The organism is Limnohabitans sp. INBF003 (genome assembly GCF_055396645.1).
Genome location: NZ_AP029222.1, coordinates 2489094 through 2509838, shown reverse-complemented (window position 1 = coordinate 2509838; position 20745 = coordinate 2489094). Strand labels below are relative to the sequence as shown.

Genomic DNA, 20745 nt, shown 5'->3' with positions numbered 1-20745 from the left:
GGTGTGCTTGAAGCTTGTGCCTAATTTTTCTGAAAGACGATCATGAACGCCAACATCCATGAATTTCTGGAGCGCATCCGTGAATTGGAGGCAGACATTGAACAGGAAATTCAGCTGCGCAGGCAGCAACTGCAAGCGGATTTTGACCAACACAAAGTGAAGTTTGAAAAGGAAGTTCTGGCCCAGCAACGGCGCTTCAAAGAGGGTCTGCTGCGCTATGTGCTGACAGCGGATTGGCGGCACGTACTGAGTGTGCCTTTTATTTACCCTGTGCTCTTGCCCATGGTTTTTCTGGATTTTTTTGTCACCCTGTACCAATGGGTTTGCTTTCCCTTGTATCGGATTGCGCGGGTCAAACGCTCAGACTATTTTGTGTATGACCGCACGCATCTGGCGTATTTGAATGTACTCGAAAAAATCAATTGCGCCTATTGTTCCTATGCCAACGGCCTGATCGCCTATTGCCGCGAAGTGGTGGGCTTGACCGAGCAATACTGGTGTCCTATCAAGCATGCACGCAAGGTGATGCAGGCGCACCCTCATTACCACGGGTTTGCGGATTATGGGGATGCTGAGAATTACCAAGCTGAGCTGTTGCGCTTGCGTTCTGAACTGACGAAGTTGCGTTCAGTTCAGGTGAAGTCAGACACCTGAGGGGCGTGTTGTGTTGGACATGAGCCCGGATTGGGAATTCTGATCATTCGCCCAGGCGTGTGTCACGCTATCGACACCCTGGATGACGGAAGCTGAATACAGTTAGCCTATGAAAAAATTTGAAACATTGGCCGATTTGGCCGCATGCGTGGGTCAGGATGTGGCCATCACCGACTGGGTTGAAATTACCCAACAACAAGTCAATCAGTTCGCTGAAGCGACTGGGGATCACCAATGGATCCATGTCGATATTGAGCGAGCCAAACAAGGGCCGTTTGGCGGGCCAATTGCACATGGGTTTTTGACCCTGTCTTTGCTCCCCCAATTTTTTGACAAGACCATTGATGTGACCGAGGCCCGCATGGGTGTCAATTACGGCCTGAACAAAGTTCGCTTCATGGCCCCGGTCTTGGTGGGGAGTCGCTTGCGTGCCCATTTGCATTTGCAATCGGCCACCCCCATTGAGGGGGGCTTGCAGGTGCAGTGGAACGTGACGATTGAGCGCGAAGGTGCCGAAAAACCCGTTTGCGTGGCTGAATCGCTGGCGCGTCTTTACGTTTGAGTGTGGGCTGTCTCAGTGCTCGCGCTGCCAAAGCCGTTTTGCCGCCAGGCTTCAAACACGGTCACGGCCACGGCATTGGACAGATTCAGACTGCGCTGACCCTCACGCATGGGCAGCTTGATGCGTTGTGACAATGGGAAGGCCTCGCGCAGTTCAGGGGACAGTCCGCGGGTCTCAGCGCCAAAAACCAGCCAGTCACCGGGCTGAAACATCACCGTGTGCGCCACGGTGCTGCCTTTGGTGGTGAGTGCAAACATGCGATCGGTCGCAGGTTGTTCTGAGGCTAAAAAAACCTCCCAGCTCTCGTGGCGGCGCAACGCAGCGTATTCGTGGTAGTCCAGGCCTGCCCGGCGCATGTGTTTGTCGTCCATTGAAAATCCCAAGGGCTCAATCAAATGAAGCGTGCAGCCGGTGTTGGCTGCCAAACGGATGATGTTGCCCGTGTTGGGTGGGATTTCAGGTTCGACCAGGACAATGTGAAACATGGTTGGTATTGTGCCTTGGCTCCGGTCGAATGAGTCGTCCTTGGGGCCTAGCTTTCCAGTTCGGCCTCTGTGCGCGCCAATACAAGAGCGCAAATGTGCGCTGCTCCTGCTTGTCTTAGCGCCTGCGCAGCGGTATGAAGTGAGGCCCCGCTGGTCATGACATCGTCAATCAGCACGATGCGTTTGCCACGAATCTGATGCGTGCGCAAGGGATCGACAGCAAAGGCCCCCGCCAGATTGGACAGGCGCTCAGCCCTTGGCAGGGTGCGTTGGGCCAAGGTGTGTCGTGTGCGCAAAAGCAAGTCGGCACCGGTTTTTTGCGGACTGAGTTGGCGGGCCAACAGCAAGGCCTGGTTGTAACCTCGTTCGGACAGGCGTTGCGCCGACAGCGGTATGGGCAAAACCCAGTCAGCGGCATCCAGTGCGTCTTCGGCCCCCGTGCTGCTCGCCATCAGCGTCGCCAATGGACCCGCCCAGCCCGCACTTTGGTGAAATTTGAAATCTGCGATCAGTTGGTTCCAGGGCCAGCTGTAGGCGGTCGCTGTCAGGCACTGGTCCAGTGGCGGGGATTCGGTCAGGCATGCTCCGCACCGTTGGGCCGCGCCGGGCAAGGGCAAAGCACAAGTGCGGCATCGGTGCCGAGGAGGGGCAAAGCGGCTGATGCAGGTATCGCACAAAGGGGCTTGCGGCCAACTGCGGCAGATGGCGCAGCGACTCGGCAGCCAACGCCAAACCTTGTCGGGGTGGTGTACCGCAGGCGTTGAGCCTATCCCCCTGAGCCATTTTGACCACATGGAATCAATATACTGCCGCCTTGGCTTGACCACAAGCGCGGCATCCCCCCCGTTTGCGTGCCGCTGGGCTATTTTCCCTTTCTTCTTCCTGACCATGTCTGCACCCGAACGTCCTCCTTCGCTTGACCCTGTCGCTGCAGCCCGCTGGGCTGCACACCCTGTGGGGATGACCTCGCCCTGGCTGCATGAAGAGGTCGCCTCTCGCATGCTGGATCGACTGGACTTTATCAAGCAGCAGCCCCGTCAATGGGTCCATTGGGCGCCTTTGAGTGGCGGCTTGCAGGCCCATGAAGCTTTGCGGCTGCGTTATCCGCAGGCAAAGGTCTGGCTCAGCGGTGATCAACCCGCTCAGGCTTTACGGGCGAAGTCCTTGGTGGAGGCACGGTGGTGGCAACTTGCACGCTGGATGGAGCCCCGCATTCAGGTGGGGTCGCCCCCAGAGGGGCAGGCACAGATGCTCTGGGCCAACATGTTGCTGCACACGTCCGCCCATCCTCAGGATTTGTTAAAAACTTGGCACCAGGCGTTGGCCGTTGACGGTTTTTTGATGTTTTCCTGTTTGGGTCCTGACACTTTGCGCGAGTTGCGAAGTGCTTACGCGCAGAGGGGCTGGTCTGAGCCGGCGCATGAGTTCACCGACATGCACGATTGGGGGGATATGCTGGTGGAGGCGGGTTTTGCCGAGCCTGTCATGGACATGGAGCGCATCACCCTGACTTATGAGACGCCAGAACGCTTGCTGGCTGAACTGCGTGAATTGGGGCGAAACCTCCATGTTCAGCGTTTTGCGGGTTTGCGAGGGCGCCGCTGGCGCGATGAACTGCTTGGGCTTTTGATGAGCCTAGCGCGTCCAGAAGAGGGCGGGCGGCTGTCGTTGAGCTTTGAAGTGGTGTATGGCCATGCCCTGAAACCCCGGCCGCGTGTCCGGCTGAGTGCGCAAACGGAAATCGGTTTGGATCAAATGCGGCAAATGCTGCGCACCTCTACCGGGATACCCGACAAAGTTTGAGTTAAATCAAAACCCCTTCGTAACTCGGGTAAAATCCGGCCGAATTTAGCCAAAATGCGTGCCTAAGGGCATGTTAGGTTATTGAAAGTTGACGCGTGTCAAATCCCACTTACCAGTTCGCACAAGAGTCTGGCCCGGCCATTCATTGGCGGCTCAGGCGCAATTGCTCTGTGACGCCAGCCCAATTGGGCTGGCTTTACTTTTCTTTGTGTGCGCTGTCGCTGGGTATAGGTGTGTTTTTCTGGTTGCAAGGAGCCACTTTGGTGTTGGCCTTTGCAGGATTGGAAATCACGCTGGTGGGGCTGGCCTTTTTGGCTTATGCCCGGCATGCGGCCGATGGCGAGTGGATTTCATTGCAGGGCACAAGTCTTGTCGTGGAGTGTGAGTCCGCCGGGCGCCGTGAGCGAGCAGAGTTTGCGTGTCAATGGGTAAGGGTTGAGCCAAAGTCTGGCGACCACAGTCTGATCGAGTTGTCGGGCCAGGGTCGTTCGATTGAGGTGGGGCGTTTCGTGCGTCCCGAGCTGCGTCAAGTGCTGGCGCGAGAAATCAGAAGGGCATTGCGCAATGCGTGATGCTGGTTGGCAGGATTGGCCTGTGCTGGTCTTGTCCATGGTGTGAGTTCAACAGAGACTTGGAAGTTAGTGAGAACCATGAAGAATATTTCCAACCAATTGGCTTCGCTGCTGTCGCGCGCGGGCATTTTTGTCGGCGCTTGGCTGGCTACTGCCGCCTATGCGGTCAAAGACTTGCCGGGCGGCCCCGCGGTCAACCAGCTCAACTTTGCACCTCCGGCAACCAAAATCGCCGAAGAGCAGCATTGGCTGCACTGGTTCATGTTGATCATTTGCACCGTGATCTTCATTGCCGTTTTTGCGGTGATGTTCTATTCCATCTGGAAGCACCGCAAGTCGGTTGGCCACAAGCCCGCCACATTCACCGAATCGATCACGGTTGAAGTGATTTGGACGGCAGTCCCCTTCCTGATCGTGATTCTCATGGCCTTGCCCGCCACCAAAGTATTGGTCGCCCAGAAGGACACCACCAACGCCGACCTGACCGTCAAGGCCACGGGTTACCAGTGGAAATGGGGTTATGACTACATCAAGGGTGAAGGTGAAGGCCTGAGCTACATCTCGACGCTCGATTCGTCGCAACGCGCCATGTCCGATGCGGGCAAACCCGAGGGTGACAACTACTTGCTGAAAGTAGACAACCCGTTGGTGGTTCCTGTTGGCCAAAAAGTGCGTGTCATCACGACAGCCAATGATGTGATCCATGCGTTTGCTGTGCCTGCTTTCGGCATCAAGCAAGACGCCATTCCAGGTTTTGTGCGTGACACCTGGTTCCGTGCCGAGAAAACGGGCGATTTTTACGGCCAGTGCCAAGAGCTGTGCGGCAAAGAACACGCTTACATGCCTATCCATGTGAAAGTGTTGTCTGCTGAAGACTACGCAGCTTGGGTTGTGGGCGAGAAGAAAAAACAAGCAGCCAAAGCAGACGATCCTGCCAAAGTGTGGGCATTGGACGACCTGTCCAAGCGTGGCGAAAAGGTCTATGCCGCCAACTGTGCTGCTTGCCACCAAGCCAACGGTAAAGGCGCGGGTCCCATCAAGCCGCTCGATGGCTCGGCTGTCGTTTTGGATGCCGACAAGTCCAAGCAGGTGGCGGTTTTGTTGAATGGTCAGAACAATGCGGCCATGCCTTCATGGAAGCAGTTGTCTGATACCGAGATCGCCGCTGTGATCACGTACACCAAGAACAACTGGTCCAACAAGACTGGCCAAATCGTGCAACCGGCTGAAGTTCTGGCCGCTCGCAAATAAGCCGTACCGTATTCAAATCAAAGGAAATCAAGATGAGTGCCGTTCTAGACCATCACGATCACGCCCATGACGATCACGGTCACGCGCCTGCGGGCTGGCGTCGTTGGGTGTATGCCACCAACCACAAAGACATTGGTACCTTGTACCTGTTGTTCAGTTTCACCATGCTCATGATCGGTGGCATCTTGGCACTGGGCATTCGTGCTGAGCTGTTCCAGCCAGGTCTGCAGGTGGTCAACCCCGAGTTGTTCAACCAGTTCACCACCATGCACGGCATCATCATGGTGTTCGGTGCGATCATGCCCGCCTTTGTGGGCTTCGCGAACTGGATGCTGCCTTTGCAAATTGGCGCGTCTGACATGGCCTTTGCCCGCATGAACAACTTCAGCTTCTGGCTGATGATTCCTGCTGCCGCCATGTTGGTCGGTTCGTTCTTCATGCCAGGTGGCGCACCCGCTGCCGGTTGGACGCTCTACGCACCTTTGACCCTGCAGATGGGCCCTTCGATGGACGCTGGTATTTTTGCCATGCACATCCTGGGTGCTTCGTCCATCATGGGTTCGATCAACATCATCGTGACCATCCTGAACATGCGCGCTCCCGGCATGACTTTGATGAAGATGCCCATGTTCGCATGGACTTGGCTGATTACTGCTTACCTGCTGATTGCCGTGATGCCTGTGTTGGCTGGCGCGATCACCATGACCCTGACAGACCGTCACTTTGGCACCAGCTTCTTCAACCCCGCTGGCGGCGGTGACCCGGTCATGTACCAGCACATCTTCTGGTTCTTCGGTCACCCCGAGGTGTACATCATGATCTTGCCGGCCTTCGGCATCATCAGCCAGATCGTGCCCGCATTTGCCCGCAAAAAGCTGTTCGGTTACGCCTCCATGGTGTACGCGACTTCTTCGATCGCCATCCTGTCGTTCATCGTGTGGGCGCACCACATGTTCACCACTGGCATGCCCGTGACTGGCCAGCTGTTCTTCATGTACGCCACGATGCTGATCGCCGTGCCGACTGCTGTGAAGATCTTCAACTGGATCGCCACCATGTGGCGCGGCTCTATGACGTTTGAAACCCCCATGCTGTTCGCTGTGGGCTTCATCTTCGTGTTCACCATGGGTGGCTTCACCGGTCTGATCCTGGCCATGGCCCCGATCGACATCCAGTTGCAGGACACCTACTACGTGGTGGCCCACTTCCACTACGTGCTGGTGGCTGGCTCTTTGTTCGCTTTGTTTGCTGGTTTTTACTACTGGGTTCCCAAGTGGACCGGTGTGATGTACCACGAGACACGCGGCAAAATCCACTTCTGGTGGTCGCTGATTTCCTTCAACGTGACCTTCTTCCCGATGCACTTCCTGGGTCTGGCTGGCATGCCCCGTCGTTATGCCGACTACCCCATGCAGTTCACCGACTTCAACATGGTCGCATCGGTGGGTGCTTTCTTCTTCGGTTTTGCGCAGGTTTATTTCTTCCTGTTTGTGGTTGTGCCGACCATGCGCGGTCAAGGCGAAAAAGCACCTCAAAAACCTTGGGAAGCGGCTGAAGGCCTGGAATGGGAAGTTCCCTCGCCAGCACCTTTCCACACCTTTGAAAACCCACCCAAGCTGGACGCCACTGCGACCCGCGTGATTGGTTGATCCAGGATGGCCTTGACACCTGAACAAAAGAAAAGCAACGTGCGCCTGGGCCTGATTTTGGCCTCGGTGGCACTGGCTGTCTTGGTGGGGTTTGTGGCCAAGTTGGTTTTGCTGAGCCGCTGAGAGATCAATCATGAATTTGCGCGGTGAAAACCTGAAGATGGTGGGCAAGCTGGCGGTTGTGACCGTTGGCATGTTCTGCTTTGGGTATGCGCTGATTCCGATTTACAAGCACATCTGTGAAATGACGGGTATCAATATCCTGTCTATTTCAGAGCGTCAGGTTCCAGGCAATGGCAAGGCGGGTGCAGACGCCCGTTTGCCAGCCAACACCCAGGTGGACACATCGCGCACGATCACTGTCGAATTTGATGCAAACGTGCGTGGTCCATGGGAGTTCAAACCCGAAAAGCGCTCCATTCAGGTTCATCCTGGTGAATTGAGCACGGTGATGTATGAATTCCAGAACGTGCAAAACCGGCGCATGGCTGCACAAGCTATTCCCAGTTACGCACCTCGTCAGGCCGCCAGCCATTTCAACAAGCTCGAGTGTTTCTGTTTCAATCAGTACACCTTGGAGCCTGGAGAGAAAAAATCCTGGCCCGTTGCCTTTGTGATCGACCCCAAGTTGTCCAAAGACGTGACTACCATCACTTTGTCCTACACCTTCTTTGAAGTGGGTGGCAAAACACCCGCGGCGCCAGTGGCTGCCGTGGTCAAAGCCGGGGTGGGCTCATGAGCATGAAGCCCTTGGTGCCTGTGCGGAAAGCCTCATGGTTGCGCACCATTCAGGCCGTACTTTGGTCGTTTGTCGGTCTTCGCAAGAATTCCGAATACCAGCAAGACATTGAAAAGCTCAACCCGTTTCACATCATTGGTGTGGCCATCGGCGCGGCATTGTTGTTTGTTCTGGGGCTGATCGCCCTGGTCAATTGGGTTGTGGTCCAGCCAACTGGTCTGTAACCCGCAAGATTAGATTTCGAAAGAAGAGAGAGCAGGAGTCACCATGAGTTCAGCAGCACACGGCACAACGCCTTATTACTACGTGCCACATGAGTCGCGTCATCCCGTGATGGCCGCCATTGGTTTGTTTTTTGTCATTTTGGGCGCCGGTCAATGGATCAATGGTGCCGATTGGGGCATGTATTCGCTCTATTTCGGACTGGTCTGGTGGCTCACTGTTTTGTACCAGTGGTTCAAAGAGGCGATTGGTGAAAGTGAAGGCGGCATGTACGGCCGCAAGATTGACCTGTCTTACCGTTGGAGCATGACTTGGTTCATCTTCTCCGAAGTCATGTTCTTCGGCGCATTCTTCACCGCTTTGTGGTGGGCCCGTTCGCACTCTGTGCCAGCACTGGGCAGCCTCGAAAACGCTTTGCTCTGGCCAGATTTCAAAGCCGCTTGGCCCAGCTTGGTGGCTGGTGCGACCACGTCGCCAGCGGGCATCATTGAGCCCTTCCAGACCATGGGCCCATTCTGGTTGCCCACCATCAACACGGCTTTGTTGTTGACTTCGGGTGTGACGCTGACTGTTGCACACCATGCCTTGCAGCATGGCGACCGCAGCAAGACCATCAAGTTCATGTGGATGACGGTGCTGTTGGGTGTGACTTTCCTGTTTGTTCAGGGCTATGAGTACACACACGCTTGGAGTGAGTTGAACTTGAAGTTGTCTTCGGGCATCTACGGCTCTACGTTTTACATGTTGACCGGCTTCCACGGTTTCCACGTGTTGGTGGGTATGTTGATGCTCTTGTTCATCACTTTGCGCTTGCAAAAAGGCCACTTCACCAAAGAGCGCCATTTCGGTTTCGAAGGGGCTGCTTGGTACTGGCACTTTGTGGACGTGGTGTGGTTGGGCTTGTACATTCTGGTTTACTGGATGTAAGGCACACAAGCCGCAACAAAAAAGCGCCCTCGGGCGCTTTTTTGTTGGTGCATTGAAGTGTCCTTGTTTCAGGCACCAGGGGGTATGCCTGTGGGTTGAATCCAACCCATCTTCCATGAGACCAGGACACAAACAAAGAGCACAATCGACAAGCCCACACGCAAGGCCAAAGCAGTCGCCATATTGCCTTTTGGCGGCGGTGCACCATCTTCGCGAGGGGCTCGCATCATGTAGATCAAGGCCGAGGCCAGACTTGCCAAGATGGCGATAAAAGCAATTGCAACCAGAATTTTCATAAGCTGCATTATCCAATGAGTCGAAAACCCCCTGCTTGGCAGCACATCCTGATCCTGCTGGTGACCGTTGCGGGCGTGGCCATCACGGCCTCCTTGGGGCTGTGGCAAGTCGGCCGTGGCGCTGAAAAAATGGCATTGCAACACGCCAAATACGAGCAAGCTGCTTTGGCGCCTTTGGATGGCCGGACGCTGGGCGGTGCATCCGATTCTGCGGCTCACCGACAGGGTTTGATCCACAGGAGAATGGTTTTAAAAGGCCATTGGTTGGCAGAGCACACGGTCTATCTTGAAAACCGGCAGATGCAGGGCCGACCAGGTTTTTTTGTCATGACACCGCTGAAGGTGGCTGAAAGTGGAGCAGTTGTTTTGGTGCAGCGTGGCTGGGTGCCTCGTTCGTTCACGGATCGGGCTGCACTGCCTGCCATCGTCACCCCCAGCACCGAGGTGCAAGTGACCGGGCATTTGGCCCCATGGCCGTCACGGCTGTATGACTTTGGCGCTGCCGAGGAGGGCCCGATACGGCAAAATCTCGATCTGCCGTTGTTCAGGCAACAAACAGGCTTGCCCTTGCTGGAAGTCAGTGTGCTCGAGCAAGGCCCCGCATCGGAAGGTTTGTTGCGTGATTGGCCCGTGGTGGCCAGTGGTGTCGAAAAGCACCACGGATACGCTTTTCAATGGTTTGGGCTCAGTGCCTTGATCGCTTTACTTTATGTCTGGTTCCAAATTGTCCAACCCCGTCGAAAAAAACGAATTGCCTGACGGTCCGCTCAGCATGACTGTTCATTCCATACCGCAGCCTGGCGAAGTGGCGCAGGCCGATGGGCAGCGCACCCGCATGGGCCGCTGGAAGATGGTGGCCTTGATGTTGGTCTGTGCTGCGCCGGTCATCGCGTCTTACTTCACCTATTACGTGTTGCGACCCGAAGCCCGCCGAAATTATGGTGAATTGATTTCGCCACAGAAAGATTTGCCACAGGCCGAAGCCAAAAACCTGAATGGCGAAGCGGTGACTTTGTCCAGCCTGAAGGGCCAGTGGTTGCTGGTCACGGTGGGCCCGGGCGCTTGTGACGATCTGTGCCAGAAGAATTTGTATTTCCAGCGCCAATTGCGGGAAATCATGGGCAAGGAAAAAGACAGGCTTGACCGTGTCTGGCTGGTGAGTGATGACGCGCCCGTGTCTGAAACTTTGTTGCCCGCTCTGAGCCAAGCCCATGTGCTGCGCCTGGCGCCAGCGGTGCTTCAGGCATGGCTCAGCCCAGCGCCGGGCCATGCACTGCAAGACCACTTGTATGTGGTGGACCCGATGGGCAATTGGATGATGCGTTTCCCCGCGAACATGGATGTGGCCAGTGCGTCCAAGGCCAAGAAAGATCTGGAGCGCTTGCTACGTGCCTCTGCATCTTGGGACCAGCCTGGACGTTGAACCATGACCGATGTCGATTTGTACAACCTGCAGCCTGTCTTTCACCTCATGGGGGTGGGTTTGGCGGTGGCGGCCTTGCCCCTGGGGTGGCTGGCTTGGCGACAACGCCATGCTGCGCCTTCGCGCCGCCTGCAGGCCTTGACCTTGTTGACGCTGTTCCTCACCTTTGATCTTGTGCTGTTTGGCGCATTCACGCGCTTGACCGACTCAGGTCTGGGCTGTCCGGATTGGCCTGGCTGCTATGGCAGTGCCAGCCCCATGGGGGCCCAGGTGCACATCACCGCGGCACAAACAGCCATGCCCACAGGCCCTGTGACACACGGTAAAGCCTGGGTCGAGATGATCCACCGTTATCTGGCGACGGGCGTTGGGGTGTTGATCTTGACCTTGGCCGGCATGACTTGGTGGCAGCGCCTCAGACACGCGACTTCGGCGGTCAGCCCATGGTGGCCTACGGTGACGCTGGTTTGGGTTTGCTTGCAGGGCGCATTTGGTGCCCTGACGGTCACCATGAAGCTTTTTCCAGCCATCGTGACTTTGCATCTGATGTTGGGGATCGGCTTGTTGGCTTTGCTTATGGCGCAAGCGGTTCGTTACGAAGGCTGGCAATCCCGCACCGTGCCCCAGGGCTTGCGCAAGGGTTTGTGGCTGGCTTTCGCGTTGCTCTGGGTGCAAATTGCCTTGGGCGGATGGGTCAGCACCAACTACGCCGTACTGGCATGCCCGGACTTTCCGACCTGCAACGGCCAGTGGATTCCTGAAATGAACCTGCAAGGCTTCGCGTTGTGGCGCGAATTGGGCCTCGCTGCAGACGGTCAAATCTTGCCATTCGCGGCTTTGTCTGCACTTCACTTTGTGCACCGCAGTGCGGCTTGGCTGGTGCTGGCGGTGTTGGTGGCGGTGGGTTGGCGTTTGCGCCAAGTGCCGGGCATGCGGCACGCAGGACAGGTCTTGTTGGCTTTGTCGGCATTGCAATTGCTCACCGGCGTGAGCAATGTGGTGTTCGAGTGGCCATTGATTGCGGCGGTGTTGCACACCGGTGGGGCTGCGGCCATGGTGGTGTCATTGACCTGGGCGCTCGGCATCAGCCGGTCGGGTATTTTTGTGGTTTCTGATGTGCCGCCCCATGCGGTGCATCCCTCTTTTGATTCAAGGCCTGCTGCATGACTGCTGCGACTGCTTCTCTTTCGACTTGGCGTCAGTATTACGCGCTGACCAAACCCCGTGTGGTCCAACTGATCGTGTTTTGCGCACTGATCGGCATGGTGCTGGCTGTGCCCGGTGCGCCAGGCCCGCAAGAGCTGTTGCTGGGTCTTTGGGCCTGCGTGGGCATCTGGCTGGTGGCGGGTGCGGCGGCGGCCTTCAACTGTCTGGTCGAGAAAACCATTGACGCCAAAATGAAACGAACGGCTTGGCGCCCGACGGCCAAAGGGGAGTTGAGTGACCGCCAGGCCTTGCTGTTTTCGGGTCTGTTGTGCGCAGTCGGCTCGGCCGTGCTTTATGTGATGGTCAACCCTTTGACCATGTGGCTGACCTTTGCCACCTTTGTGGGTTACGCCATCGTTTACACCGTGATCCTGAAGCCGCTCACGCCGCAGAACATTGTGATCGGCGGAGCCAGTGGCGCCATGCCTCCCGTGTTGGGCTGGGCGGCCATGACGGGGGATGTCGGCCCCGAAGCCCTGATTTTGTTCTTGATCATTTTTCTGTGGACGCCACCTCATTTTTGGGCACTGGCTTTGTACCGGGTGGAGGATTACCGCAAGTCGGGCCTGCCCATGTTGCCCGTGACGCATGGCAACGAGTTCACCCGCTTGCAAATCCTGCTGTACACCGTGGTCCTGATGGCGGCTTGCCTGATGCCATTTGTCTATGGCATGAGCTCGTGGCTTTACTTGGGCGTGGCCGTGGTTTTGAGCATCGGCTTCATGGGCTATGCCATCGCGCTTTACCGGGCTTATTCGGATGAGCTGGCCCGCAAGACCTTTCGTTTTTCACTGATCCATCTGAGCGCCTTGTTTGCCGCGTTGCTGGTGGACCATTACCTTTTCTGAGCATCCACATGAACAAACGTCAGTGCTTAGGGGCCTTGTGCCTGGCGGCCTTGTTGGCCGTGAGTGGTTGTGGCCAAGACAAACCGGCTTTCAAGGGGGTGGACATCACGGGTGCCGACTATGCCCAGGGCTGGGCGCTGACCGACCACAACGGCCAGGTGCGCACCCTGAAAGACTTTGCAGGCAAAGTGGTCGTCGTCTTTTTTGGCTACACCCAATGCCCTGATGTCTGCCCTACCGCTTTGCAAGAGATGGTGGAAGCCAAGCAGCTGTTGGGCGCAGACGCAGACAAACTGCAAGGTGTTTTCATCACGGTGGACCCGGAGCGCGATACGCCGGAATTGCTCAAGGCTTACATGGCCAATTTCGGCCCTGATTTTGTGGCCCTGCACCCGACGCTTGACCAGTTGCCCAAGGTCACCAAGGACTTCAAGATTTACTACAAAAAGGTGGAAGGCAAAACGCCCACCAGCTACACCATGGACCACTCGGCGGGCAGCTTTAGCTTTGACCCGCAAGGCAGGGTGCGCTTGTACAACCGCCATGGCAGTGGCGCAGCCGCCTTGGCCGACGATGTGAAGATCTTGCTCAAGGGCCGCTGAGTTTCACGCCGACGATGGGGCCTTTGCAAAAGTTGCCAGCCCCGGGTGCATCACCCCGTTGATATTTGACTCAGGGGTGCGCAGGCGTCAGTTCTGCTCGATTTTCTGGCTCCGAATGATCTGCCCCAGGGCCTTGGTGTCTGCATCGACGCGGTTACGCAAACCTTCGGGCGATGAGCCCACCACTTGCCAGCCTTGCTGGAACAAACGTGCCCGCATGTCGGGTGAGCGCACGATGTCGCTGACCAAAGCCGACAGTTTGCTGGCCACGGCCGCAGGCATCGAAGCGGGCGCAGCCACTGCATTCCAGATCTCCAGCTGGTAGTCTTTCACACCGATTTCGGCCAAGCTGGGCACCTCCGGTGCGACCGGGCTGCGTCCAGTACTGGTGGCACCAATGGCGCGCAATTTGCCGCCTTTGACTTGGGCTGCCGCCATGGCGGGTGGCAGCAAGGCCAGTTGCACCTGGCCCCCGATCATGGCGGTGATGATTTGCGGATTGCCGGGGTAGGGCACATGCACGGGGGCGATGCCTGCTTTGGTCTTCAGCAGCTCCATGCCCAAATGCGCGACAGTGCCCACGCCGGGTGAGGCATAGCTGAGTTTGTCGCCTGCCTTTTGGGCCTGGCTCAGCCACTCTGCTGCAGTGGCTCCTGGGGCATTGGCGGGCACGGTGAGGACCAGTGGGGCTTTGCCGATCAGGCTGATCGGTGCCAGGTCTTTCAGAGGGTCGTACGGCACCTTGGGGTTCAGGATGCGGGCAATCGTCATGTTGCCGTTGATCATCAGACCCAGGGTATGCCCGTCGGTGGACTTGGCCACGAAGTCGGCAGCGATGTTGCCGCCCGCCCCCACTTTGTTCTCGACCACCACGTTTTGGCCTAGAGCCTTGGCCAAGGGCTCGGCCAAAGCACGAGCGGTCAAGTCGGGGCTGGAGCCTGCTGGGAAACCCACCACCAATTTGAGGGTTTGACTCGGCCAGCCTGCCGACCAGGCCGACCCCAAGCCTAAAGCCAGAGCCACGCAAGCGGTTTGGCGAAAAAGGCGGTGTGAAAAATGAACAAACCTGTCAAAGGGCATGACCGAATCCTAGAAAACAAAACATTCAGCACTTTAGCGCACAGCGTTTGTGGCTTGCACCTTGACCCATGCCACAGTACCCAAAAAAATACCCGGTCAAGACCGGGTATGGATGGGATCCGCTTTCGGCCAATGGATCAGGCGAATTCGACCAAGGCCTTTTTCATTTTCTTCATGGCGGCCACTTCAATTTGGCGAATCCGCTCGGCGCTGACGCCGTACTCGTCGGCCAGGTCGTGCAGCGTCATACCGCCCGAGCCGTTGTCGTTCACCTTGAGCCAGCGCTCTTCCACGATTCGGCGGCTGCGTTCGTCCAAGGCATTGAGTGCCGTGGCCAAGCCATCGCTGGCCATCACATCGCGCTGGTGCGCTTCGATCATGGCCGTGGGTTCGTGGTTCACATCGGCCAGGTAAGCGATGGGGCCAAAAGCCTGCTCGCCATCGTCAGACGGTGACGGGTCCAGCAGCACATCGCCACCGGACATGCGCATTTCCATTTCCAGCACTTCTTCGCGCTTGACGTTCAGGCTGTGCGCCATCGAGTCGACCTGGTCAGGCGTCAGCGTGTCCCGGTGTGTGCCTTCTGCGGCATCCGCTTTGAAGCCTTGCTTCATCGAGCGCAGGTTGAAAAACAGCTTGCGCTGGGCCTTGGTGGTCGCCACCTTGACCATGCGCCAGTTTTTCAGGATGTACTCGTGAATCTCGGCCTTGATCCAGTGCAGCGCATAGCTCACCAGGCGCACGCCTTGATCTGGGTCAAAACGCTTGACGGCCTTCATCAGGCCCACGTTGCCTTCCTGGATCAGGTCGCCGTGAGGCAGGCCGTAGCCCAAGTATTGGCGCGATACCGACACCACCAGCCGCAGGTGCGAGAGCACCAGTTTGCGGGCGGCTTCGATGTCGTCGTTGGCTTTGAGTTGGCAGGCGGCCTCTTGCTCTTCCTCAAGGGTGAGCATGGGCATGCGGTTAACCGCAGAAATATAGGCGTCGAGGTGGCCAAGCGAGGGCACCACCGCCCAAGGGTTGCTCAGCGTGATGGCTGTGGCGGGGGAACCAGTTTGAATGTTCATACCAGAACTCCTTTCAGAATACCGAGATATTAGCACTCCAAGGGGTAGAGTGCTAAGCCTGACCCTGATGGCGCGTTGAAATCAGGGTTTTCCCGTATTTTGAGAGGAGGGCGTCATGATGTCTGTGCGTTAAAGGACAGGTTTCAGCTCAACAGAGCCTGTGCAAATTCGCGGGCGTCAAATGTTTCCAGGTCTTCGAGCTTCTCGCCGACGCCGATGAAATACACAGGAATCGGCTTTTCGCGGGCAATGGCGCACAAAACCCCGCCTTTGGCCGTGCCGTCCAGCTTGGTCACGATCAGGCCCGTCAGGCCCAGGGTGTCGTCAAAGGCCCGCACCTGGGCCAAGGCGTTCTGGCCCGTGTTGCCATCGATCACCAGCAGCACTTCGTGCGGGGCCGTGCCATCGGCTTTTTGCACCACGCGCTTGATCTTTTTCAGCTCTTCCATCAGGTGAGTCTGTGTCGGCAAACGGCCTGCAGTGTCCACCAGCACCACATCGCGGCCCCGTGCGCGGCCAGCCGTCACGGCGTCAAAGCTCACTGCCGCCGGGTCGCCGCCTTGCTGGCTGACGATTTCCACCGTGTTGCGGTTGGCCCAGACGGCCAGTTGCTCCTTGGCTGCTGCGCGGAAGGTGTCGGCAGCTGCCAGCAGCACGCTGAGGCCTTCGTCGGCCAGGTGCTTGGTCAGTTTGCCAATCGAGGTGGTTTTGCCCGCGCCGTTGACGCCCGCCACCATGATCACGGTGGGGTGGTGGTCGCCGATGGCCAGGGGCTTTTGCAAGGGTTGCAGCAGGTCGGTGATGGCATCTGCCAGCAAAGTCTTCACCTGCGAAGGGTCGGTGGCCTTGGCGTCTTTGACGCGGCGCTTGAGGTCTTGCAGCAAATGCTCGGTGGCTTTGACGCCGGTGTCGGCCATCAACAAGGCGGTTTCCAACTCTTCATACAGTTCGTCGTCGATCCGGGTGCCGGTGAAGACGGTGGTGATGCTGGAGCCGGTTTTGCGCAGACCGGCCTTCAGGCGGTCCAGCCAACCTTGGCGGGTGGCAGGGACGTTTTCACTGCCAGATGGGCTGGGTTCTGTCTCGTGCGTGGTGCCAGGCTTGGCTGCCGCGGCTGTCTGCACGGCTGTGGTGGCGACCCTGACGTCAGGCGTTTGCGTGGGCTCTGACAAAGGCGCAGAGACGGATTGGGCCTCTGGGGCAGGGGATTTTTTTTTGAAAAAACTGAACATGGTGTGGATTTCAAGGATCATGCATTCTATGAAACCGAACTTTCTTCTGGATATTTCTTTGGTCATGGCCTTGCTGGCCGCACCTTGGAGCGCTGGGGCACAGGTCTCAACGGGCCTTGCAAGGCCAGCACCGGGCGCTTCGAGCAGCGTGGCCACGCCAGTTCACACCTTCACCCTGGCCAATGGCATGACGCTGTGGGTCAAAACCGACCGTCGTGCCCCCACGGCTGTGCACATGGTCTGGGTGCGTGTGGGCTCGATGGACGAGGTGGACGGCACCAGTGGCGTGGCGCATGTGCTCGAACACATGATGTTCAAGGGCACGCCCAGCCTGGCTGCTGGGGAGTTTTCGCGCCGCGTGGCCGCGTTGGGGGGGCGTGAAAACGCCTTCACCTCCAAGGACTACACCGGCTATTACCAGCAAATCCCTTCTGGCCAGCTCGAAGCCGTGATGCGCCTAGAGGCGGACCGCTTTGCCAACAACCAGTGGCCCGATGCGGAGTTTGCCAAGGAGCTGGAGGTGGTCAAAGAGGAGCGTCGCCTGCGCACCGATGACAACCCCCGTGCCCAATTGCACGAAATGCTGTCGGCCACGGCCTTGTCGGCATCGCCTTATCGTCGCCCCATCGTGGGCTGGATGAGCGATTTGGAGGCCATGACCGCGCAAGATGCGCGTGATTTTTATAGCAAGTGGTACACGCCAGCCAATGCGGTGGTGGTGGTGGCGGGCGATGTAGACCCGCTGCAAGTGAAAGCTTTGGCCGAAAAGTACTACGGCACCATCCCCGTGCGTCCCGTTGCAGACCGCAAGCCCCAGCAAGAGCCTGCACAACAAGGTCGGCGGCTTTTGGAGTTCAAAGCGCCTGCTGAACAGTCTTATGTGGCCTTGGCGTTCAAGGTGCCGCGCTTGGCCAGCCTGGCGGTGACCCCCGAGCACGACGATGCCCTGGCTTTGACGGTGCTGGCCGCCGTGCTGGACGGTTACAGCGGCGCACGGCTGGAGCGCAGCCTGACCCAAGGTGATAACCGGTTGGCTGACAGCGTGGGTGCGCACAACGGGCTGATGGGCAGAGGCCCTCAGTTCTTTTATCTGGACGGTGTGCCCGCCAAGGGGCAAACCCCTGAAGCACTGGAGGTGGCCTTGCGTGCCCAGGTCCAGCGCGTGGCGACAGAGGGCGTGACCGAAGCGGAATTGCAGCGCGTCAAAACCCAGTGGGTCGCCAGTGAAATTTACAAACTCGACTCGGTGTTCAACCAGGGGCGTGAATTGGGTGTCGCCTGGACTTTGGGTTTGCCGCCGGATTACGGTTCGCAACTGATTTCGCGTCTGCGCCAAGTGACGCCAGCACAGGTGCAGACCGTCGCTCAGAAATATTTTGGAGACGACAGCCTCACGGTCGCGATTTTGCGTCCCCAGCCTTTGTCAGGCCAGCCGCGTGTGCGGCGTTCGGTTCCCGGCGCTCGGCATTGAGCCACCGTTATTTCATGAAAGTCACAAGCAAAATGACCTTGATTCCTCACCCATCGGTCATGTCAAATTTTCTGGTGCACTCGGTTTTGGCGCTCACGGGCTGGTGTGCGGCCGGTTGGGCGCAAGCCGCTTTGCCGATTCAGCACTGGACACAAGCCAGTGGTGCCCGTGTGTATTTGGTGGAAAGTCACGCCATTCCCATGGTCGATGTCCAGATTGACCTGGATGCCGGCAGCCGCCGCGATCCCGCAGCCCAAGCCGGCTTGGCATCGGTGATGGCGGGGCAGATTTCGAGCGGCATGCGTGCGGCCCTTGCAGACAAGGGCCCTTATGCACAGGCGCTCGATGAAAACCAGATCGGGGAAGCCTGGGCCGATCTGGGCGCCAGTTTTTCGAGCAGCGCCAGCGCTGACCGTTTGAGTTTTGCCTTGCGCAGCCTGAGTTATCCGGATTTGCTGGGCAAGGCGGTGGCTTTGGCTGCCCGGCAAATGGCAAACCCGTCTTTTCCAGAAGACGTTTGGCTGCGCGACCGGGAGCGCATGTCGGCCTCCTTGCGCGAGTCCTTGACCCAGCCCGGCACGCTGGTGCAAAACAACTTCGCTTCTGCGGTGTATGGCACCCACCCGTATGCTTACCGTGTCACACCCGAGTCCTTGTCAAACATGGATGTGAAAGACTTGAAGGCGCTGCACGCCACGTCGCTGCGCGCTTGTCGCGCATCGGTCAGTGTGGTGGGCGCGCTGACCCGCGCACAGACCGATGCCTTGGTTCAGCGTTTGCTGGCGCTGTGGCCTGCCGATGCCGCTTGCCAGGCCCTGCCAGCAGTGCCCGAGGTGGCACCCTTGGCCGAACCCCGAAACCTGAATGTGGTTTTTGATTCAGCCCAAGCCCATGTCCTGATCGGACAGCCGGGCTACAAACGCAACGACCCTGACTTTTTTCCGCTCCTGATCGGCAACCATATTCTGGGTGGGGGCGGTTTCGTGTCGCGTTTGACCGAACAGGTGCGCGAAAAGCGGGGGCTGAGTTACAGCGTGTACAGTTATTTTTCGCCGGGCTTGCATGCAGGGGCGTTCACCGTCGGCCTGCAAACCAGGCCAGACCAGGCTGCACAAGCCGTGAGCGTGGCCAAGGAGGTGGTGCAGGCTTTTGTGAGTGAAGGTCCGACCGAGGCCGAGTTGCAGGCGGCCAAGTCGAATCTGGTGGGCGGCTTTGCACTGCGCATCGACAGCAACCGCAAGTTGCTGGACAACGTGGCCAACATCGCCTGGAACCGTTTGCCATTGAATTACCTGGACACCTGGACCCAGCAAGTGGAGCGTGTCACTGTGGCCGATGTGCGCCGCGCCATGGCGCGGGTGCTGCAACCCCAGCGCATGGTCACGGTGGTGGTGGGTGGTCAGCCCTGACCCATTACACGGCGTTACAACTGCACGTCTCTGGCGGTCATCAGCACGCCATCGGGCCGCGTTGTAGTTGCAAGTCCAACAAGGTGTTGGACTGAAAACCTGAATCAAGGACTCTCATCATGAACAAGCTGCTCGCCACCCTCGTTGCCGGTTTCTTTGCTGCCGGTGCATTCGCCCAAGCCCCTGCTGCTGCGCCCGTTGTGGCTGCGACACCTGCTGCAGTTGTTGCGCCAGCCAAGGTTGAGGCAAAAGATGTGAAGGCCGAAGCAAAGGCAGACGCCAAAGTCAAAGCCGAGAAAAAAGCCGCCGCCAAAGCGGAAAAGAAAGCGGCCAAAGCAGCTGCCAAGGCCGATGCCCCAGCTGTCAAGGCGGACGCCAAAGCCGACGCCAAAGTCGCACCAACCAAGTGACCTGAATGGCCAGGCTACGGCCTGGCTTAAGGCCTCAGAAAAAACCAGCTTCGTGCTGGTTTTTTTCTGTCTGTGTTTCGCGCAGGGTGCAGGTCTTCGTGAAGGGGCTGGCAAATCGTTCTGCGTCATGGCCTTTACACTTGTGGCCTATGTCTTCATCCAAATCTTCACGTCAGTCGACCAGCGGCAATGCCCGCAAACCTGACGCCAAAAAGCCTGTGCACCGCACGCCCAAAGGCCCGCCTTCGCACGAGATCCGCATCATCGGCGGGCAGTGGCGCCGCACCCGCCTGAAAGTGATCGACAAACCGGGCTTGCGCCCCACGCCCGATCGCGTGCGCGAAACCCTGTTCAACTGGTTGGGTCAAGACCTGAGCGGCTGGCGCTGTGTGGATGCGTTTGCAGGCACCGGCGTGTTGGGCCTGGAAGCTGCCTCGCGTGGTGCAGCCCATGTGCTGATGGTGGAGCAAGATGCGGTGCTGGTGCGCGATTTGCAAGACAACGCTGCGCGCCTGAAAGCTGACATGGTCAGCGTGCAGCGCGGTGATGCCGTGACGGCGTTGACGCGTTTGACGGCGGGCAGTGTGGACCTGGTCTTTCTGGACCCGCCTTTTGACGGGCCCTGGTTTGAGCCTGCGCTCAAAGCAGCAGCCAAGGCCGTGCCGGCCGGTGGCTGGATTTATCTGGAGGCGCCAGTGGCCTGGACCGCCGAGGCCTTGGGTGAATTGGGGCTCCAATGTGAACGCCACCTCAAAGCCGGCGCTGTGCATGCGCATTTGTTGCAACGGACCGCATAATTCGCCGGTCAAGCCATTCCAGCCCGACCCCGTTTTT

Annotated in this window: 25 protein-coding genes; 19 read left to right on the top strand and 6 right to left on the bottom strand. The window is 58.0% G+C overall.

Annotation, left to right across the window (positions count from 1 at the left end; all coding sequences use genetic code 11):
- The first annotated feature begins 42 nt into the window (after positions 1 to 42).
- Positions 43 to 654 (top strand): hypothetical protein, encoded by a 612-nt coding sequence (locus ACZ5VE_RS11495; protein WP_464455295.1) that lies wholly within the window; start codon positions 43 to 45, stop codon positions 652 to 654.
- A gap of 109 nt (positions 655 to 763) precedes the next feature.
- Complete coding sequence (locus tag ACZ5VE_RS11490) at positions 764 to 1216, top strand: MaoC family dehydratase (protein WP_464455294.1); 453 nt, start codon at positions 764 to 766, stop codon at positions 1214 to 1216.
- Here ACZ5VE_RS11490 and trmL read toward each other — a convergent pair.
- Complete coding sequence (gene trmL / locus ACZ5VE_RS11485; RefSeq protein ID WP_464455293.1) at positions 1207 to 1701, bottom strand: tRNA (uridine(34)/cytosine(34)/5-carboxymethylaminomethyluridine(34)-2'-O)-methyltransferase TrmL; 495 nt, start codon at positions 1699 to 1701, stop codon at positions 1207 to 1209. The genes ACZ5VE_RS11490 and trmL overlap by 10 nt on opposite strands.
- Positions 1702 to 1748: 47 nt before the next feature.
- Positions 1749 to 2153, bottom strand: a complete 405-nt coding sequence (locus tag ACZ5VE_RS11480) for a ComF family protein (RefSeq protein WP_464455292.1) — start codon at positions 2151 to 2153, stop codon at positions 1749 to 1751.
- Between the two features lie 436 nt (positions 2154 to 2589).
- Between ACZ5VE_RS11480 and ACZ5VE_RS11475 the strand changes: the two genes are divergently transcribed.
- The 8 genes from ACZ5VE_RS11475 (at position 2590) to ACZ5VE_RS11440 (ending at position 8864) form a co-directional block, all read left to right on the top strand.
- On the top strand, positions 2590 to 3504 hold the full coding sequence (locus ACZ5VE_RS11475) for a biotin synthase (protein WP_464455291.1): 915 nt from the start codon (positions 2590 to 2592) through the stop codon (positions 3502 to 3504).
- Between the two features lie 95 nt (positions 3505 to 3599).
- On the top strand, positions 3600 to 4076 hold the full coding sequence (locus ACZ5VE_RS11470; protein ID WP_464455290.1) for a DUF2244 domain-containing protein: 477 nt from the start codon (positions 3600 to 3602) through the stop codon (positions 4074 to 4076).
- Between the two features lie 78 nt (positions 4077 to 4154).
- Positions 4155 to 5327: a cytochrome c oxidase subunit II gene (coxB, locus tag ACZ5VE_RS11465; protein WP_464455289.1), complete on the top strand. Its 1173-nt coding sequence runs from the start codon at positions 4155 to 4157 to the stop codon at positions 5325 to 5327.
- A 32-nt stretch (positions 5328 to 5359) separates the two neighbouring features.
- On the top strand, positions 5360 to 6976 hold the full coding sequence (gene ctaD, locus ACZ5VE_RS11460) for a cytochrome c oxidase subunit I (RefSeq protein WP_464455288.1): 1617 nt from the start codon (positions 5360 to 5362) through the stop codon (positions 6974 to 6976).
- Between the two features lie 6 nt (positions 6977 to 6982).
- On the top strand, positions 6983 to 7099 hold the full coding sequence (locus ACZ5VE_RS11455; RefSeq protein WP_464455287.1) for a cytochrome oxidase small assembly protein: 117 nt from the start codon (positions 6983 to 6985) through the stop codon (positions 7097 to 7099).
- A 10-nt stretch (positions 7100 to 7109) separates the two neighbouring features.
- Positions 7110 to 7715 carry a cytochrome c oxidase assembly protein gene (locus ACZ5VE_RS11450; RefSeq protein WP_464455286.1) on the top strand — a complete coding sequence of 202 codons (606 nt, stop codon included), beginning with the start codon at positions 7110 to 7112 and terminating at the stop codon, positions 7713 to 7715.
- Entirely contained in the window at positions 7712 to 7939 is a 228-nt protein-coding gene (locus tag ACZ5VE_RS11445) for a DUF2970 domain-containing protein (RefSeq protein ID WP_464455285.1), read from the top strand. The genes ACZ5VE_RS11450 and ACZ5VE_RS11445 overlap by 4 nt, the downstream gene beginning before the upstream one ends.
- A gap of 43 nt (positions 7940 to 7982) precedes the next feature.
- Positions 7983 to 8864 carry a cytochrome c oxidase subunit 3 gene (locus ACZ5VE_RS11440; RefSeq protein ID WP_464455284.1) on the top strand — a complete coding sequence of 294 codons (882 nt, stop codon included), beginning with the start codon at positions 7983 to 7985 and terminating at the stop codon, positions 8862 to 8864.
- 68 nt (positions 8865 to 8932) lie between these two features.
- Here ACZ5VE_RS11440 and ACZ5VE_RS11435 read toward each other — a convergent pair whose 3' ends face one another.
- On the bottom strand, positions 8933 to 9160 hold the full coding sequence (locus ACZ5VE_RS11435; protein WP_464455283.1) for a twin transmembrane helix small protein: 228 nt from the start codon (positions 9158 to 9160) through the stop codon (positions 8933 to 8935).
- A gap of 15 nt (positions 9161 to 9175) precedes the next feature.
- Here ACZ5VE_RS11435 and ACZ5VE_RS11430 point away from each other — a divergent pair, with 15 nt between their 5' ends.
- From ACZ5VE_RS11430 to ACZ5VE_RS11410, 5 genes are read left to right on the top strand one after another with little or no spacing between them, the layout of a single operon-like run.
- Complete coding sequence (locus ACZ5VE_RS11430) at positions 9176 to 9919, top strand: SURF1 family protein (protein WP_464455282.1); 744 nt, start codon at positions 9176 to 9178, stop codon at positions 9917 to 9919.
- Positions 9870 to 10583 carry an SCO family protein gene (locus ACZ5VE_RS11425; RefSeq protein WP_464455281.1) on the top strand — a complete coding sequence of 238 codons (714 nt, stop codon included), beginning with the start codon at positions 9870 to 9872 and terminating at the stop codon, positions 10581 to 10583. The genes ACZ5VE_RS11430 and ACZ5VE_RS11425 overlap by 50 nt, the downstream gene beginning before the upstream one ends.
- A gap of 3 nt (positions 10584 to 10586) precedes the next feature.
- Positions 10587 to 11750, top strand: coding sequence for a COX15/CtaA family protein (locus ACZ5VE_RS11420; RefSeq protein WP_464455280.1), 1164 nt, complete (start codon positions 10587 to 10589; stop codon positions 11748 to 11750).
- Complete coding sequence (gene cyoE / locus ACZ5VE_RS11415) at positions 11747 to 12637, top strand: heme o synthase (RefSeq protein WP_464455279.1); 891 nt, start codon at positions 11747 to 11749, stop codon at positions 12635 to 12637. Before ACZ5VE_RS11420 ends, cyoE begins: the two co-directional genes overlap by 4 nt.
- 8 nt (positions 12638 to 12645) lie before the next feature.
- Positions 12646 to 13239 carry an SCO family protein gene (locus tag ACZ5VE_RS11410; RefSeq protein ID WP_464455278.1) on the top strand — a complete coding sequence of 198 codons (594 nt, stop codon included), beginning with the start codon at positions 12646 to 12648 and terminating at the stop codon, positions 13237 to 13239.
- An 87-nt stretch (positions 13240 to 13326) separates the two neighbouring features.
- Here ACZ5VE_RS11410 and ACZ5VE_RS11405 read toward each other — a convergent pair whose 3' ends face one another.
- The 3 genes from ACZ5VE_RS11405 to ftsY form a co-directional block, all read right to left on the bottom strand.
- A complete protein-coding gene (locus tag ACZ5VE_RS11405) occupies positions 13327 to 14319 on the bottom strand; it encodes a Bug family tripartite tricarboxylate transporter substrate binding protein (protein ID WP_464455277.1) in 993 nt (330 codons plus the stop codon).
- 137 nt (positions 14320 to 14456) lie between these two features.
- Positions 14457 to 15389: an RNA polymerase sigma factor RpoH gene (rpoH, locus tag ACZ5VE_RS11400; protein WP_464455276.1), complete on the bottom strand. Its 933-nt coding sequence runs from the start codon at positions 15387 to 15389 to the stop codon at positions 14457 to 14459.
- Positions 15390 to 15532: 143 nt separating this feature from the next.
- Positions 15533 to 16621: a signal recognition particle-docking protein FtsY gene (gene ftsY / locus ACZ5VE_RS11395; RefSeq protein WP_464455275.1), complete on the bottom strand. Its 1089-nt coding sequence runs from the start codon at positions 16619 to 16621 to the stop codon at positions 15533 to 15535.
- Positions 16622 to 16649: 28 nt separating this feature from the next.
- Here ftsY and ACZ5VE_RS11390 point away from each other — a divergent pair, with 28 nt between their 5' ends.
- The 4 genes from ACZ5VE_RS11390 (at position 16650) to rsmD (ending at position 20708) form a co-directional block, all read left to right on the top strand.
- Positions 16650 to 18092 carry a M16 family metallopeptidase gene (locus ACZ5VE_RS11390; protein WP_464457491.1) on the top strand — a complete coding sequence of 481 codons (1443 nt, stop codon included), beginning with the start codon at positions 16650 to 16652 and terminating at the stop codon, positions 18090 to 18092.
- Positions 18093 to 18151: 59 nt separating this feature from the next.
- Positions 18152 to 19501 (top strand): M16 family metallopeptidase, encoded by a 1350-nt coding sequence (locus ACZ5VE_RS11385; RefSeq protein ID WP_464457490.1) that lies wholly within the window; start codon positions 18152 to 18154, stop codon positions 19499 to 19501.
- 119 nt (positions 19502 to 19620) lie between these two features.
- Positions 19621 to 19911 (top strand): hypothetical protein, encoded by a 291-nt coding sequence (locus ACZ5VE_RS11380; protein WP_464455274.1) that lies wholly within the window; start codon positions 19621 to 19623, stop codon positions 19909 to 19911.
- A 149-nt stretch (positions 19912 to 20060) separates the two neighbouring features.
- Complete coding sequence (gene rsmD, locus ACZ5VE_RS11375; RefSeq protein ID WP_464455273.1) at positions 20061 to 20708, top strand: 16S rRNA (guanine(966)-N(2))-methyltransferase RsmD; 648 nt, start codon at positions 20061 to 20063, stop codon at positions 20706 to 20708.
- Positions 20709 to 20745 lie beyond the last annotated feature (37 nt).